This window comes from Streptomyces sp. NPDC004788, from assembly GCF_053601115.1.
The window spans coordinates 77,866-92,760 of the sequence record NZ_JBSGBF010000007.1 but is presented as its reverse complement, the minus strand read 5'-3'; the positions used below and the strand labels follow the sequence as shown (position 1 = coordinate 92,760).

General features: G+C 73.2%; 13 protein-coding genes and 1 tRNA gene. 5 read left to right on the top strand and 9 right to left on the bottom strand.

Going from position 1 to position 14,895, the window contains the following annotated elements:
* Window positions 1-48: 48 nt before the first annotated feature.
* The 3 genes from ACWEJX_RS06120 to ACWEJX_RS06110 are packed head-to-tail and all read left to right on the top strand — an operon-like array spanning window position 49 to window position 4,448.
* Window positions 49-2,817, top strand: a complete 2,769-nt coding sequence (locus ACWEJX_RS06120; RefSeq protein ID WP_451606353.1) for an ABC transporter permease — start codon at window positions 49-51, stop codon at window positions 2,815-2,817.
* On the top strand, window positions 2,814-3,800 hold the full coding sequence (locus ACWEJX_RS06115) for an ABC transporter ATP-binding protein (protein ID WP_451606328.1): 987 nt from the start codon (window positions 2,814-2,816) through the stop codon (window positions 3,798-3,800). Before ACWEJX_RS06120 ends, ACWEJX_RS06115 begins: the two co-directional genes overlap by 4 nt.
* A 48-nt stretch (window positions 3,801-3,848) precedes the next feature.
* Complete coding sequence (locus tag ACWEJX_RS06110) at window positions 3,849-4,448, top strand: hypothetical protein (protein ID WP_451606327.1); 600 nt, start codon at window positions 3,849-3,851, stop codon at window positions 4,446-4,448.
* Here ACWEJX_RS06110 and ACWEJX_RS06105 read toward each other — a convergent pair.
* The 8 genes from ACWEJX_RS06105 to ACWEJX_RS06070 form a co-directional block, all read right to left on the bottom strand.
* Complete coding sequence (locus ACWEJX_RS06105) at window positions 4,438-4,827, bottom strand: GNAT family N-acetyltransferase (protein ID WP_451606326.1); 390 nt, start codon at window positions 4,825-4,827, stop codon at window positions 4,438-4,440. The genes ACWEJX_RS06110 and ACWEJX_RS06105 overlap by 11 nt on opposite strands.
* Window positions 4,824-5,501 (bottom strand): hypothetical protein, encoded by a 678-nt coding sequence (locus ACWEJX_RS06100; RefSeq protein WP_451606325.1) that lies wholly within the window; start codon window positions 5,499-5,501, stop codon window positions 4,824-4,826. The genes ACWEJX_RS06105 and ACWEJX_RS06100 overlap by 4 nt, the downstream gene beginning before the upstream one ends.
* A complete protein-coding gene (locus ACWEJX_RS06095; RefSeq protein WP_451606324.1) occupies window positions 5,498-5,923 on the bottom strand; it encodes an acyl-CoA thioesterase in 426 nt (141 codons plus the stop codon). The genes ACWEJX_RS06100 and ACWEJX_RS06095 overlap by 4 nt, the downstream gene beginning before the upstream one ends.
* Window positions 5,924-5,930: 7 nt before the next feature.
* Window positions 5,931-7,595, bottom strand: a complete 1,665-nt coding sequence (gene ettA, locus ACWEJX_RS06090) for an energy-dependent translational throttle protein EttA (RefSeq protein ID WP_403792813.1) — start codon at window positions 7,593-7,595, stop codon at window positions 5,931-5,933.
* Window positions 7,596-7,771: 176 nt separating this feature from the next.
* Entirely contained in the window at window positions 7,772-9,175 is a 1,404-nt protein-coding gene (locus ACWEJX_RS06085) for an LAETG motif-containing sortase-dependent surface protein (protein ID WP_451606323.1), read from the bottom strand.
* A gap of 245 nt (window positions 9,176-9,420) precedes the next feature.
* On the bottom strand, window positions 9,421-9,876 hold the full coding sequence (locus tag ACWEJX_RS06080; protein WP_451606322.1) for a single-stranded DNA-binding protein: 456 nt from the start codon (window positions 9,874-9,876) through the stop codon (window positions 9,421-9,423).
* Between the two features lie 157 nt (window positions 9,877-10,033).
* Complete coding sequence (locus ACWEJX_RS06075; protein WP_451606321.1) at window positions 10,034-11,815, bottom strand: GTPase; 1,782 nt, start codon at window positions 11,813-11,815, stop codon at window positions 10,034-10,036.
* Between the two features lie 4 nt (window positions 11,816-11,819).
* Complete coding sequence (locus ACWEJX_RS06070; RefSeq protein ID WP_451606320.1) at window positions 11,820-13,562, bottom strand: dynamin family protein; 1,743 nt, start codon at window positions 13,560-13,562, stop codon at window positions 11,820-11,822.
* 273 nt (window positions 13,563-13,835) lie between these two features.
* On the opposite strand from ACWEJX_RS06070, the gene ACWEJX_RS06065 reads away from it, so the two are divergent.
* A tRNA-Arg gene (locus ACWEJX_RS06065) sits at window positions 13,836-13,908 on the top strand.
* Between the two features lie 188 nt (window positions 13,909-14,096).
* Here ACWEJX_RS06065 and ACWEJX_RS06060 read toward each other — a convergent pair.
* A complete protein-coding gene (locus ACWEJX_RS06060; RefSeq protein ID WP_451606319.1) occupies window positions 14,097-14,507 on the bottom strand; it encodes a DUF317 domain-containing protein in 411 nt (136 codons plus the stop codon).
* A 69-nt stretch (window positions 14,508-14,576) separates the two neighbouring features.
* On the opposite strand from ACWEJX_RS06060, the gene ACWEJX_RS06055 reads away from it, so the two are divergent.
* Window positions 14,577-14,768, top strand: a complete 192-nt coding sequence (locus ACWEJX_RS06055) for a hypothetical protein (protein ID WP_451606318.1) — start codon at window positions 14,577-14,579, stop codon at window positions 14,766-14,768.
* Window positions 14,769-14,895: the final 127 nt, after the last annotated feature.

The following is a 14,895-nucleotide window of genomic DNA, read 5'->3' as shown; positions in this document are numbered from 1 at the left end:
CCGTCCCCCACCTCCGTCTCCACCCCCGCCCGCGGAAAGGCGACCGCCATGCCCCGCAAGCCCGCCCGTGCCGTGGCGCCCTGGGTCCGGACCAGGTTGCGGACCGCGCCGGGGGCGGCCTTCGCCTTCGCGCTGCTCGTTGTGGTGACGGCGTTCCTGGCGGCGGCGCTGCCGCGGGCGGTCGACGCGTACGAGACGGACGGGCTACGGCACGCCGTCACGGCGGCGCCGGCGCACCGCAGCGCGCTCACGCTGACCGCGTCCAGCCTGCGGGCGGAGCGGCTCGCGCCGACGTGGCTGCGCAGGACCCGGGACGAGCTGACGCCGCTGCTGCCCGCGCCGCTGCGCGTGAACCTCGCCGACTCGGCGTACGGGGTGCGCACGACGAAGCGGGTCCCGGCGTTCGACCGGTGGCTGCCGCAACCGGACGGGCTGCCGCCCGAGCTGGTCCTGGACGCCCGGGCCGAGCTGGCGGCGCACGCCACGTACACGGCGGGCCGCGCCCCGCGGGCCGGTGCGGACGGTGGCATGGAGGCCGCGGTCACGGCGAAGACGGCCAGGACGCTGGGCCTGAAGGTGGGTTCGGTCGTGCACGTGCCGGGCACCGACGGCGTGCCGAAGGCGGTCACGGTCACCGGCATCGTCGAGCCGCGCGACGTCGGACGCCCCTTCTGGTCGGTCGATCCGCTGCTGCACACGCCGGCGTACATGGCCAAGGGCGTCACGGAGATCAAGTGGTACTGGGCGGCCACCCTGATCGTGGCGCCGGAGAGCGGGCCCGGGCTGCTCAAGACGCTCGGCGAGCCCGAGCAGTACTGGCGGTACGCGCCGGCCATCGGCCACCTCACCGGCCAGGACACCGACCGGCTGGCCGGCGCGCTCGACTCGGCCGCCGGCGGCCCCGACCTGGTGAAGCTGCGTCAGGCCGTCGGCGAGAACGCCGCGTTCACCACCGACCTGGGCGAGGTCGTCGCCGGTTACGCCGGGCTGCGGGACGTCATCGCCTCGGTGGTCGCGGTCGCCGCCATCGGCGTCGGCACGGTCGCGGCGGTCGTCCTCGCGATGACGGGCGGCCTGTTCACCGCCCGGCGGCGCGCCGAACTGGCGCTGCTGCGCTCCCGCGGCGCCTCGCTGCCCGGCATCGGCGGACGGCTGCTCGGCGAGACCGTCGTGATCGCGGTCCCTGCGGCCGCGCTCGGGCTGCTGCTCGCGGCCGTGCTCACCGATGCCCCCGGCGCCCGGCTCTGGCCCGCCTGCGCGGCGGCCGCCGCGGTCGCGCTGCTGTCCGCGCTCGTGCTGCCGCTGCGCGCGGTCTTCCTGCACCGGCGGCCGCAGCTGCACGGCGGCCGCGAGGACGTGATCACGGCCCGGCCGTCGCGGCGCCGCACGGTCGCCGAGCTCACCTTCCTGGTCCTGGCGGCGGGCGCGGTCACCGCGCTGCGCCGCCGCGGCACCGGCGACTCCGGCTCGGTGGACTACCTGGTCAGCGCCGCGCCGGTGCTGGTCGCGCTGATCGCCGCGTTCGTGCTCGTACGGCTGTATCCGCTGCCGCTGCGCTGGCTGGCCGGGCCCGCGCGGCGGCTGCGCGGCGCGGTCGGCTATCTGTCGCTCGCCCGGGCCGGCCGGTCCTCGGCGACCGGCGCACTGCCCCTGCTCGCGCTGCTCGTGGCGCTGACCACGGCCGCGGTCGGCGGCGCGGTGCTCACCGGTGTCGCCGACGCCCGCGACAAGGCGGCCCATCTGGCGACCGGCGCGGACGCCAGGGTGAGCAACGGCATCGGCTGGACGCCGCTGGCCGCCGGGACGGCCGAGACGGTACGGAAGTTCCCCGGGGTGCGGGAGGTGGCGCCCGTACAGATCGAGTACGGCCTGGAGCTGCCGTCCAGGCGCGGCTCGGCCGACCACGGCATGGGCGCCCCGCTGGTCGGCGTGGAACCCGCCTCGTACGCCCGGCTCGCGGCCCGTACCGGCTTCGGAGCGTTCCCCGCCGAGCTGCTGAAGTCCACCGGCACGGGCGGGCCCGCCAACGTCGGCAACAACGCCCGGGTCGTCCCGGCGATCGCCTCGCCGGCGGTCGCCGACCGGCTCGGCGACAAACCGATGGAGATCACGGCGGCGGCCGGGCGGTTCCACGTCCGGGTGGTGGCCGTGCGCACCGTCACCCCTGCCGTGCCCGACAAGGACTTCCTCCTCGTCAACGCCGACGACCTGGTCAACCGGGCGCCCACCGCGCTGCTCGTCACCGGCGGCGGGGACGGGGCGCTCGACGGCCCGGCGCTGCGCGCCGCGGTGGCGGCGAAGGGCGGCGGCGAACGGGTGACCCTGGCCGCCGAGAAGCGCGCCGCGTACGTCGACTCGCCGATGCAGACCGGCGCGGAGCGGCTCTACCTCGCCGCCATCGCCGCCGGCGCCGGCTACGCGGTCCTCGCCCTGCTGCTCTCGCTGCTCCAGGTCGCGCCCGAGCGTGCCACCCTGCTCGCCCGGCTGCGCACCATGGGCCTGACCCGCGGCCAGGGCCGGCGGCTGCTCGCCCTGGAGGCGATGCCGCAGGCGCTGCTGGCGGCGGTCGGCGGCGCGCTCGTCGGCTGGGCGACGATCCTGCTGCTCGCGCCCGGCGTCGACCTGGTCCGGCTCGCGCTCGCCGGGGCGCCCGAGGAGGCCATGGGTCTGGGCGCGGCGCTGCGGGCGGACGTGTGGTCGCTCGGGCTTCCGGCGGCCGGTGTGGTGGTGCTCGCGGGCGGGGCGGCGCTGGTGCAGGCGTGGTGGGCGGCGCGCAGGGGCTCGATCCAGGAACTCAGGGCAGGAGACGCACGATGACGACCACGTCGGAGACCTCGGGGAGCTCGGGCGCCTCGGCTTCCGGGACCACGCTGGAGGAGCTGGAGCGGCGGGCGGCGGCGCACCGCGACCGGCCCGAGTACGGCCATGACGCGCTGATCGCCTGCGACCGTCTCGTACGGATCTTCACCACCGACGGGGTGGAGGTGCAGGCCCTCCAGGGGCTGGACCTGCTGGTGCGGGAGGGCGAGCTGATGGCCCTGGTCGGCGCGTCCGGCTCGGGCAAGTCGACGCTCATGAACATCCTGGCCGGGCTCGACGTGCCGACGGCCGGCGCGGCGAAGGTCGCGGGCTGCGACCTGCTCGCGATGGACGGCAAGGCCCGGCTCCGCTACCGCCGCGAGGTCGTCGGCTTCGTCTGGCAGCAGACCGCGCGCAACCTCCTGCCGTACCTGACGGCGGCGCAGAACGTGGCGCTGCCCATGCAGCTGAAGGGCGGCGGCCGGTCCGGGGACAAGGCGCGGCGAGCGGAGGAACTGCTCTCGATGCTGGGCATCGCGGAGATCCGCGACCGGCGGCCGCACCAGCTGTCCGGCGGCCAGCAGCAGCGGGTCGCGATCGCCGTCGCCCTCGCCAACGACCCGTCGGTGCTGCTCGCCGACGAGCCGACCGGTGAGCTGGACTCGGCCACCGGCGAGCAGATCTTCGCCGCCTTCCGGCGCGCCAACGAGGAGCTGGGCACGACGATCGTCATCGTCACCCACGACCAGGCGGTCGCCTCCGAGGTCCGCCGCACGGTCGCCATCCGCGACGGCCGCACCTCCTCCGAGGTGCTGCGGCGCACGGAGATCGACGCGGAGGGCCAGGAGTCCGTGGTGGCGCGGGAGTACGCGATGCTCGACCGGGCCGGCCGGCTCCAGCTGCCCGCCGAGTACACGGAGGCGCTCGGCATGAAGCACCGGGTGGCCCTGGAGCTGGAACAGGACCACATCGGGGTGTGGCCGGACGACACGGAGGGCTGACGGAACCGGTGGGGGGCGGGCGCCCGTCCCCCTACCGGGGGTGGTTGCGTGATCCGGAAGGTCGTGTCGTACGCGGGTGCCGTGCTCGTGCCCGCCGGTGCCGGGGTGCTGCTGCACTCGTGGGCGTCGTGGACCATGCTCAGGACCACGAGCGTCCCCATGGCGGTCGCCGTCCTCGTGGGTCTGCTGCTGACCGTGATCGCCCTGGCCGCGCACAACGCCCTCTTCCGGGAGGGCGGGAGCATCCTCGCGCTGCTGCTCCTCGTGGCGGGCCTGGGCTCGGTGTGGGTGGAGGCGCGGGACTCGCGGGTGCGCGGCGCGGTCGTCTCGTGCGTCGTCGTCGGCAAGCCGAAGGGAGTGTTCCACGAGACGTTCGGCGAGGACGCGCCGAGCAGCTACTGGATCTTCCACCACACACTGGACTGCGAGGGCGGCTACCCGTCCGAGTTCACGGCGCGGGAACGCGTCGGGGAGCCGGGCGCCACCGTCCGGATCGCCTACGACCCGACCCATCGGCTGGACCCGGTCCTGGCGAAGGACAACGTGTCGACCGGTTCGCCGGTCCTCCCGTCGGTGCTGCTGACGCTGTGCGCGGTGGCGACGGTGGTGACGGTCGCCCGGGAGGGGCGGTCGGGGCCTACCCGCTGAGCGGCATGAGGCCGGCGGCGGTGGGCCGGAAGCCGCATGCGGCGTAGAAGGCGGTGAGGTGCGGCTCGTGGTCGACGTGCAGCCAGTGCGCGCCGCGCTCCCGGGCGGCCTCGGCGGCCTTGCGGACGAGTGCGACGCCGAGCCCCCGGCGGCGCTCGTCGGGGTGGACGGTGGTGTCCAGCACGAAGGCGTGCGCGCCGCCGTCGCCGGCCACGTTCACATAGCCGACGAGCCGCCCGTCGCGGCGTGCGGTGACGTGCAGCAGCCGGCGGGCGAACACCGGGCCGAAGTCGGTGTCCCGGTGGCCGGGCCAGGAGGCGTGGAAGAGCTCGTTGAGCTCGGCGCCGGTGAGCGGGCCCTCGACCACGGGAGTGGTCACCGGGCGGCGCCCGGCGTGACGCTCAGCGACATCGGAACCGTCCGCAGCGCGACCGAGCCGTACGGGGTACGGAGCCGCAGCCAGGGCCCGGCGGCGAACAGCGCCACCGGCAGCTCCTCGCCGGGGAGGGCGGGCAGGAAGCCGAGGGACTGGGCCGCGTGCGCGGCGCGCAGCGGCAGGCCCGTGTCGGCGAGGGTGCGGGACCAGATCTCGCGGCCGAGGCGCTCGCGCTCGGCGCGGGTGCGCCGCTCCTCGGGCAGGGCCTCGTCGCGGGTCCGGAACTCGGTCACGGCCGCGGCGACCGCGCCCCGTATCTCGTCGACCGGCGGCAGCCCGGTCACCGGCTGCCAGCCGGCGCGCGGCGGCAGGACTCCGGCCCAGGGCGGGCCGGTGACGGAGCCGGGGAGGATCGCCTTGCCGGCCGTCTCCTCGATGCCTTCGAGGAGTTCACCGGCCGAGACGGTGACGTCCAGGTCGGCCGCGTCGACCAGCTGCGCCGTGCGGATCGCGATGACCTCGAACGACGGCGGCCGTCCGAACACGGCGAGCGCGCCCCCGCCGGCCTGGAGGCGGACGGCGGCGGCGCGGTCGTAGTGCAGCAGCCGGCGCAGGAAAGCGGCGAGGCCCGCCGCCTCCCTGGGGTCGGCGAAGTGCAGCGGCGCGATGGCGGTCATGCGGCGGAGGTCATCCCGTCGTCCATGTACTCCTTGAGGAACGACTTCTCCTCGTCGGAGATCCGGCGCGGGCGCTGCGTCTCCAGGTTGAACGGCACGACGACCGTGGACGCCCGGACGTACGTGACGTCCGGGTCCTTGATCTCGTACGCGATCGTCAGCGAGGCCGCGCCGATCTTGGTCACCCAGGACTCGATGGTGACGGGCTCGTGCCGGTGGACCAGCGGCCGCAGGTAGTCGATCTCGTGCCGGGCCACGACGGACCCGCCGGAGAACGACGGGCTCCCGTCCCCCGGCGCCAGCCGGAACATGAAGTCGATCCGGGCCTCCTCCAGATAGCGGAGGAAGACCACGTTGTTGACGTGCCCGAAGGCGTCCATGTCCGACCAGCGCAGGGGGCAGGAGTAGATGTGCCGAGCCATGAAGTGATCAGCCTCGGGTCAGCTTCTTGTAGGTGGCACGGTGCGGACGGGCCGCGTCCGGGCCGAGGCGCTCGATCTTGTTCTTCTCGTACGACTCGAAGTTGCCCTCGAACCAGAACCACTTGGAGTCGCCCTCGTACGCCAGGATGTGCGTGGCGACCCGGTCGAGGAACCAGCGGTCGTGGGAGACGACCACGGCGCAGCCCGGGAAGTCGAGCAGCGCGTTCTCGAGCGAGGACAGGGTCTCGACGTCGAGGTCGTTGGTCGGCTCGTCGAGGAGCAGCAGGTTGCCGCCCTGCTTGAGGGTGAGCGCCAGGTTGAGGCGGTTGCGCTCACCGCCGGAGAGCACGCCGGCCGGCTTCTGCTGGTCCGGGCCCTTGAAGCCGAACGCGGAGACGTAGGCGCGGGACGGCATCTCGACCTGGCCGACGTTGATGTAGTCGAGGCCGTCGGAGACGACCTCCCACAGCGTCTTCTTCGGGTCGATGTTGGCGCGGCCCTGGTCGACGTACGAGATCTTGACGGTCTCGCCGACCTTGATCTCGCCGGAGTCCGGGGTCTCCAGGCCCTGCAGCATCTTGAAGAGCGTGGTCTTGCCGGCGCCGTTCGGGCCGATCACGCCGACGATGCCGTTACGGGGCAGGGTGAAGGACAGGTCGTCGACCAGGACCTTCTCGCCGAAGGCCTTGTTGAGCTTCTCGACCTCGACGACGATGCTGCCCAGACGCGGGCCCGGCGGGATCTGGATCTCCTCGAAGTCCAGCTTCCGCATCTTGTCGGCCTCGGCTGCCATCTCCTCGTAGCGGGCGAGGCGCGCCTTGGACTTGGCCTGGCGGCCCTTGGCGTTGGAGCGGACCCACTCCAGCTCTTCCTTGAGGCGCTTCTGGCGCTTGGCGTCCTTCTGGCCCTCGACCTTGAGGCGGGACGCCTTGTTCTCCAGGTAGGTGGAGTAGTTGCCCTCGTAGGGGATGGCGCGGCCGCGGTCGAGTTCGAGGATCCACTCGGCGACGTTGTCGAGGAAGTACCGGTCGTGGGTGATGGCCACGACGGTGCCCTTGTACTGGGCGAGGTGCTGCTCCAGCCAGTTCACCGACTCGGCGTCGAGGTGGTTGGTGGGCTCGTCGAGCAGCAGCAGGTCGGGGGCCTCGAGCAGCAGCTTGCAGAGCGCGACGCGGCGCTTCTCGCCACCGGAGAGGTTCACGACCTGCCAGTCGCCGGGCGGGCAGCCCAGGGCGTCCATGGCCTGCTCCAGCTGGGCGTCGAGGTCCCACGCGTTGGCGTGGTCCAGGTCGTCCTGGAGCTTGCCCATCTCCTCCATGAGCTCGTCCGTGTAGTTCGTGGCCATCTCCTCGGCGATGGCGTTGAACCGGTCGAGCTTGCCCTTGATCTCGGCGACGCCGTCCTCGACGTTCTGCAGGACGGTCTTGGACTCGTCCAGCTTCGGCTCCTGCATGAGGATGCCGACCGAGTAACCCGGGGAGAGGAACGCGTCACCGTTGGACGGCTGCTCCAGGCCGGCCATGATCTTCAGCACGGTGGACTTACCGGCACCGTTCGGGCCGACCACACCGATCTTCGCACCGGGCAGGAAGCTCAGCGTCACGTCATCGAGGATGACCTTGTCGCCGTGCGCCTTGCGCGTCTTGCGCATGGTGTAGATGTACTCAGCCAAGAGAAACCGTCCGGCAAGGAGTGAGTGGGCAGATGTACCCCATCTTGCCTGACCGAGCCCCGTCGGCGGAAACCAGTACTGCGGGGACGGCCTGACCTGCGCCTTCCCTGAGCGACCGGTCGGTCACCGTGGGTGGGCGCGGTCAGCGCGGCGGGGCCGTCGTCAGCCGCTGGTGCTTACTGGCCGGCCGTCTTCTTCCTGCGGAGGACGAAGACCGCGCCGCCGCCGACCACGACGAGCGCGACGGCTATGCCGGCGATCATCGGGGTGGCGCTGGAGCTACCGGTCTCGGCGAGGTCGCCGCCACCGGTGGTGCCGGAGGTGCTGCCGGAGGTGGTGCCACCGGTGGCCGGGGTCTGGGACGGCGACGGGGTGTCGGACGGCTTCGGGCCGGGGGTGGCCGTCTTGCAGTCGAGGACGCCCTCGATGACCTTCTCGAACCCGTTCGGGCCGGTGATGGTGAACTTGTACGCCTCGTCCTCGGCGACCGGGACGGTGAACGTCTCGGTCTTGCCCGGGGCGACGGTGTGCTTCTCGCCCTTCAGGTCGAAGGTCCAGTCCTCGTCGCCCTCGTTGGAGGCGGTGATGTCGACGCCGCCCTTGGCGCAGTTCTTCACGGCCGTGACGGCGGGGACGGCGCCCTGCTTCGCCCAGGTCGCGGTGGCCTTGGCGGTGACGGTCGAGGTGCTGGTGCCGGCCAGGATCAGCGTCTGGCTCTTGACCCGCTTGCTGACGAAGGCACGCCCGATCGGGACCGTGGTGTTCGCCTGCACGTTCACCTCGGCGGCGCCGTCGGCGGTGCCGGCCGGGACGTCGAGCCAGAACTTGCTGTCGCCCTTGTTGACACCGCTGACGGCCTTGCCGTCCTTGTCGACGATCTTCACGCCGGCGGGGGCGCCGGGCGCGAGGGAGACCGTGGCGCTGTCGGCGTTGGTGTCGACCGTGATCGGGCCGAGGCGCTGGCCGGCCTTGCCCGCCACCGAGGACGGCGACAGGCTGAGCGAGGCCGACGGCTCCGACAGGTCGCCGGCATTCCGCTCCAGGTACTTGGTCAGCAGCGCCGCGTCGTGGTTGACCGGGGTGGCCTCGACCTTGTCGGAGAAGTGCCAGATCGCGGCCTGGGTGGCGGCCGCGGCCGTGCGCGGGGTGAGCGTCCGGGCGCCGGCCTTCTTGGCCAGGTCACCGAGGTCGTTCACCTGCGGGTAGGAGTTCTGCAGGATCCAGCGGATCTTGCCGGCGTCCGGGTTGTTGTGGAGCGACGACTGGTCCCAGCCGACCTCGTCGTAGTCCTCACCGTTGATGGCGTTGGTGTGGAAGTCGATGCAGTAGGTCTGGATGGACCCACCGGACTTCACGTCCATGCTGAAGAGGCCGGCGGCGTACGTCTGGCCGGTCGCCTCGATGGTCACCCTGTCGTAGATCTTCAGGCCGCCGAGCGTCGCCGTGGCACCGCCGGTGCCCTGGCCGCCCTCGTCCGCCGTCGCCGGTCCCGCGACAGCTATCGCGCCGGCCGCGACGAGGCCCGAGACCACGGTCGCGGCGGCAAGGCGGGCAACGCCGCGCCTCCGTACAGAAAACATGGATTTCCCCTCCGGACAGGCTGCTCCGCGCCTTCGATCGAGACGCGTGGGGGGAGAGCCTGTCTGCAACTCACTGACCCACAGGAAGCAAGTGCCTCATGAGTAACCGGAATCCTAAGGACGGGGAAGGGCGCTGTATCCCGTCGTACGGTCTGATAACCATTCCGACTCGAAATCGTTATCAGCGGCCACCAGTTGAGGCGAAACGGCAGGTCAAGGTATCGACAAATCCCCACAACGGTCGGTCAGGGGACGGTTACGGCGGGGGTCTGCCAGGGATCGGGCTCGGATTCGGAGGGTTTCGGAACTTGCCCTTCCGGTACGGGTGTTTCCGCCGCCCCCTGCCGCACCGTCCGCCGGAAGGCCGCCGTCCCGCGCGTCAGGTCGTGCCCGACGGCCATCGCGTCGACGTCCACGAAGGTCTTCCGCTTCCCTTCCAGCTCCTCCTCACGGACCCTCAGCCTGCCGTGCACCACCAACGGTTCGCCCACCGACACCGAGGCCGCCAGGTTCACCCCCAGCGAGCGCCAGGCGCAGACCGTGTAGAAGCTGGTCGGTCCGTCCGTCCACACCGCGCGCTCGCGGTCCCAGCGCCGGGCTGACACCGCGAAGCGGAACCGGGCCACGCCGCCGGTGACCGTCTCGCGGTACTCCACGTTCGTCGCCACGTTGCCGACCAGGGTCACCGTCGTCTCGTTCATGTCCCCCACCTCTTTCTCATCGGGCTTCCGTCGCCTGGATCCCATGCTGGTGCCGGACCGGAAATCCCGCTGAGAGCTGTGGACAGGCGGGGAGTTGTGGAAAACCCCGTCACCCTTCCGGGCGACGGGGTCGCGACGAGAGCGGGGCGGCTCCCGCTCATCTTCGGCCTGCGCCCGCCCTCCTCGGCCCCAGGCGCCCGCCGCTCGCGATCCGGCTCGCCACCCGGGTGGCGCCGGAGGCCGTCACGAACTGCTCGCGCACCTCCCGGTACCGCATCAGCTCCGCCGCGATCGGGTCGAGCACCCGGGCCCGCCCGCAGGCCGCGACCGCCTCGCGCAGCTTGCGCTCGGCCTCCTGCCCGTACCGCCGCGCCGGCCCCCGTACCGCCGCCGCGCAGGCCCACTCCACCAGCGGGCCGCCGACGATGCCCGCGACCATGACGAGGACGGGCGCGAGCAGCCCCGGCCGCAGGACGCCCACGATCTGCCCGACCAGCCACAGCGCCCCGAGGAACTGCAGCAGGGTCATCACCACCTGTGCGAGGACGGCGGCCGGCCACCACGCGGGCCGGGGCGGCCGGGCCGCCGGGTCGCCCATGGTCACCACCAGCTCGTCCAGCGCCTCCGGCAGCCCGTCCGCGCCGCGCGCCGCCGCCTCGCGCACCGCCTGCGCCCAGGGCCCGGGCAGTCCGCGCGACGCCTCGTCGGAGACGATCCGGACGGCCTGCTCGACGCGTTGACGGGCAGTCAGCTCGTCCTCGGCCGGGGCTTGAAGGCGCGGGTCGGTGCCGGTGCCGTGCGCGCGGACCCGCTCGTACCAGCGGTAGAGCCGGAGCCAGGGCGTCCCGCAGGCCTTGATGGCGCCCCGCCGCCAGACGCGTTCGGCGGCCTCGCCGGCCGCCTGCGCGCCGACCGCGAGCGCGAGGCGGTCGGCGAACTCGTCGCGGGCCCGCTCGCCGAGCCCGGGCCGGCCGTCGGCGACGTACACCGGCCGGAGCCTGGCCGCGGCGGCGTCGACGTCGGCGGCGAGCCGGCGCTCGGGCGCCGTGCGCTCCTGCACGAACCGGCCGAGCAGTTCGCGCAGTTCGGGGACGCCCTCGCCCGTGAGCGCGGAGAGCGCGAGCACGGTCGCGCCCGGTTCGCCGTGCTCGCCGAGCGCCACGCCGTCCTCGTCGAGGAGGCGGCGCAGGTCGTCGAGGACGAGGTCGGCGGCCTCGGTGCCGAGCCGGTCGATCTGGTTGAGGACGACGAAGGTGACCTCGGCGTGCCCGGCGAGCGGCCGCAGGTAGAGCTCGTGCAGCGCCGCGTCCGCGTACTTCTCGGGGTCCACCACCCAGATCACCGCGTCGACCAGGCCGAGCAGCCGGTCCACCTGGTCGCGGTGGGCGGTGACGGCGGAGTCGTGGTCGGGCAGGTCGATGAGGACGAGCCCCTGGAGGTCGTCGTCGCCCGCGCCGCCCGCGAGCGGCCTGCGGCGCAGCCGGCCGGGGATGCCGAGCCGGTCGAGCAGTCCCGCGGCCCCTTCGGACCAGGAGAGGGCGAGCGGCGCGGCGGTGGTGGGGCGGCGCAGCCCGGTCTCGGAGACGGCGACGCCGGCGAGGGCGTTGAAGAGGGTCGACTTGCCGCTGCCGGTGGCGCCGGCGATGGCGACGACGGTGTGCCGGGCGGACAGCCGCTGCCGGGCCGCGGCCTCGTCGAGGACCCGGCCGGCCTCGGCCAGGACCTCGCTCTCGACGCGGGTGCGGGACAGGCCGACGAGCTCGTGGAGGGCGTCGAGGCGGGTGCGCAGGGCGCCGCCGTAGGTGCCGCCGAGGGCGGGGAGGGAGTCGTCGTCCTGGCCCGCGGGCGCGTCGTCCTGTGCGACCGGGCGGTCGGAGGCGCGCCGGGCGATGAGCCCGTCGTCCCAGCGGCCCGGTTCCTGGCGCTTCTCGTCGTCCACGGCGTCACTTCTCCTTCTGCAGTACGGAGAGCGCGGCGATCAGTTCGGCCTGCGGCTCGGGGGTCACGTCGAGGGCGTCGAGGGGCGCGAGCAGCCGGTCGCGTTCGGTGTGCAGGGCGCGGTCGAGGTACGCGGCGAGCAGCTCGCCGCCCTTGTCCCGCAGGCGCAGCGCGCCCTGGGCGCCGAGGAGTTCGGCGAGCCGGTCGCCGGCGGCGCGGGTGCGGCGCCCGCCGAGCAGGACGGCGGCGAGGAGGGCGGTGAGGGTCTCGGTGTCGGGGGCCGCGGCGGCGGCCCCGCGCTTCCCGGCCCTGACCGGGCCCCGCGAGGCGGCCGGGCGTTCCGTCTCCCGTACCTCCTCCTCGACCATCTCCTCCAGGACGCGCCGCCAGCGCCGTACGGTCATGGCGATCCGCTCGCCGGAGTCCTTGCCCGAGTCCTTGCCGAAGTCCCCGCGTCCCCCGGCCCGTTCACCGGGCGCGGGGACGCCGGGTGCGAGGGCGCCGTACGCGGGGGCGCCGGGCGCGAGGGCGCCGCCCGCGAGCGTCCCGGGCACGAGGGCGCCGGCGGCCGGTTCGCGGCGCCAGGCGTCCCGCACCCGCTCGTCGGCGGCGGCGACGGCGCACTGCACGAGTGCGGCGAGGGACTCGACGAGGGCGTCCACGAGCTCGTCGGCGGAGCTGTCGCGCGGGTAGCCGCGCCAGCGGGTCCGGGCGTCCCCGGCGAGCACGGCGCCCCGGCGGACCTGCTCGCGGACCCGCCGCCCCTGCTCCTCGTACGCGGCCTCGACGGCGCCGCCGAGCCGTACGGCGGCCGCGTACTGGGCCGCGACCGCCCCGGCCAGCTCCGGCATCCGGGTGTCGAGCGAGTCGATCACGCCGGCGGCGGTCCGGCCGACGGCCTGCTGGCGGGCGGCCGGGTCCTGGGCGCAGTGGGCGAGCCAGCCGCGCAGCGGGGCGACGGCGTTGTCGGGCAGCAGGCCGCTGCCGCCGCCGGTGGACTCGGGCAGCTCGGGGATGGTGAACCGGGGCAGGTCGCCGAAGCCGGCCTTGTCGAGCAGCGCCTCGTACTGCCGCGACACCTCGCCGATGACCTGGTGCGGGACCCGGTCGAGGACGGTGACCAGGGTGGCGTCGTACTCCTTGGCGGTACGGAGCAGATGCCAGGGCACGGCGTCGGCGTACCGGGACGCGGTGGTGACCATGACCCAGATGTCGGCGGCGCAGATCAGCTCGGCGGCCAGGAGCCGGTTCTCCACGACGAGCGAGTCGATGTCGGGCGCGTCGAGCAGCGCGAGCCCGCGCGGCAGGGTGGCGGCGGTCTCCAGGCGCAGGGCGTTGTCCTCGGGCGGCTCCTCGGGCGGGTGGTCGTCGTCCTGCGCCGGCAGCCAGACCCGGGTGAGCTGCGGCAGCACCCGCATTCCGGCGAACCAGTGGTGGTCTTCCGGGTGGCACACGAGCACGGGCGTCCGCGTGGTCGGCCTGAGCACCCCGGCCTCGCTGACCCGCCGCCCCACCAGCGAGTTGACCAGCGTCGACTTCCCGGCCCCGGTGGAGCCGCCGACGACCGCGAGCAGCGGTGCGTCGGGATCCTTCAGACGGGGCACCAGATAGTCGTCGAGCTGGGCGAGCAACTCGGCCCGGGTCTGCCGGGCCCGCGGCGCGCCGGGCAGCGGGAGGGGGAGACGCACGGCGGCGACACGGTCGCGCAGGGCGGAGAGTGCGTCGATCAGCTGAGGCCGTTCGTCCAAGGTCACCACATGCGAAGAATGCCCAATTTTGGAGCCTTTTTGAAGCGTATTGCGGCCCTGCGCGCCGACCGAACGGATGTAGCCGGGGAGCTCGCCCGCACCCCCGGGCATAACGACTGCACAACACCCGGCCCGAGTGGCGCGAAAAGCGCTGCACGAATCGCACCTGCCTGCGATTATCGGACCGCTTCACCGAACCTCCACATCGTGCCACGCAGGTGAAGCAACCGGGCCAGGGTGGTCGGACCCCTATCCTTGACCCCACCATCACGGGCCCCCGTAGCTCAGCGGATAGAGCAGGTGCCTTCTAAGCACTTGGCCGCAGGTTCGAGTCCTGCCGGGGGCGCACGACGAAGACCCTCCTTCGGGAGGGTCTTTTTGCTGGTCAGGGGCGGTTTTCAGCCGGGGGTGGGAACCTCGGGGAGAGGCCCTCGGATGGCCGGATCCGTCCGGCTGGAACCGGCCAGAGGCGGCCTCTGACGGCTGGTTTTCCCGAAAACTTCCCGAAGTTTTGAGATCGCCCGCTGCCCTGCCTCACTCCGACCGGCGTGCTCTCCTCTGTCGATCAACCCCCTGCTGGATGACGGTGAGCCGCCCCTCGACTCCCGCCGGCAGTGTGGACCGGGGCACGGGGTGGGGCGAGGCAAGCGAGGAAGCGAAGATCGCGGCCAGGTCGTGCGGCACGCCGGCGCTGAAGCTGGCGCACCACAGGTACGGGTCCCCGACGACAGGCTCGGCCCACGCCTGCCATCCGAGCTGTCCGGGCCGCGGATCGGCATCGCGCACGAGCGGTGGCACCTCCTCCAGCGAGACGCCGGCGGACAAGCCAGGGGCGAGGGCGGCGGTGCGGGGGCGGTCGATGTCGATGCCACATCGATGACACCTGCGCCGTCTCCAAGAGAGTCGCGGGTCGGGGCGCTCACCTTTCAGGAGGCAGGTCGCCATCGCAGCCAGGAATCTACGGGGACAGGTCGATGGCAGGGCATACAGTCCGAGAGCAGGAGAGGGGGCCTGATGGCGCTGAACAAGAAGGGTTCTCGGCGGATCACAGTCGACGGGGCCGCCTACCGCTGGCGGATCCGCCGGAAGCCGTCCTACATGCAGGGACTGTGCTGGACGCCTTTGGCCTACGCCGTCGAACTCGCCGACGACGACCGCCCGAGCAGGACGTTGGTTGTCACCACTGGCCAACCGCCACCCCAGTAACTGGCTGGGCGTTGAAGCAGAGCCCGTCAGGCCGGATCATGTTGCCGCCAGCATCAAAGAGGCACTGGCGCAGGGCTGGGAGCCTGCCGCGTCCGGCTCCCCCTTCCTGCTTGACCAGTCGGCGACT

Coding starts and splice junctions, on each gene's coding strand:
- ACWEJX_RS06120 (WP_451606353.1), top strand. CDS start 49: ATGCCCCGCAAGCCCGCCCGTGCCGTGGCGCCCTGGGTCCGGACCAGG.
- ACWEJX_RS06115 (WP_451606328.1), top strand. CDS start 2,814: ATGACGACCACGTCGGAGACCTCGGGGAGCTCGGGCGCCTCGGCTTCC.
- ACWEJX_RS06100 (WP_451606325.1), bottom strand. CDS start 5,501: ATGACCGCCATCGCGCCGCTGCACTTCGCCGACCCCAGGGAGGCGGCG.
- ACWEJX_RS06095 (WP_451606324.1), bottom strand. CDS start 5,923: ATGGCTCGGCACATCTACTCCTGCCCCCTGCGCTGGTCGGACATGGAC.
- ACWEJX_RS06085 (WP_451606323.1), bottom strand. CDS start 9,175: ATGTTTTCTGTACGGAGGCGCGGCGTTGCCCGCCTTGCCGCCGCGACC.
- ACWEJX_RS06080 (WP_451606322.1), bottom strand. CDS start 9,876: ATGAACGAGACGACGGTGACCCTGGTCGGCAACGTGGCGACGAACGTG.
- ACWEJX_RS06060 (WP_451606319.1), bottom strand. CDS start 14,507: ATGGCGACCTGCCTCCTGAAAGGTGAGCGCCCCGACCCGCGACTCTCT.
- ACWEJX_RS06055 (WP_451606318.1), top strand. CDS start 14,577: ATGGCGCTGAACAAGAAGGGTTCTCGGCGGATCACAGTCGACGGGGCC.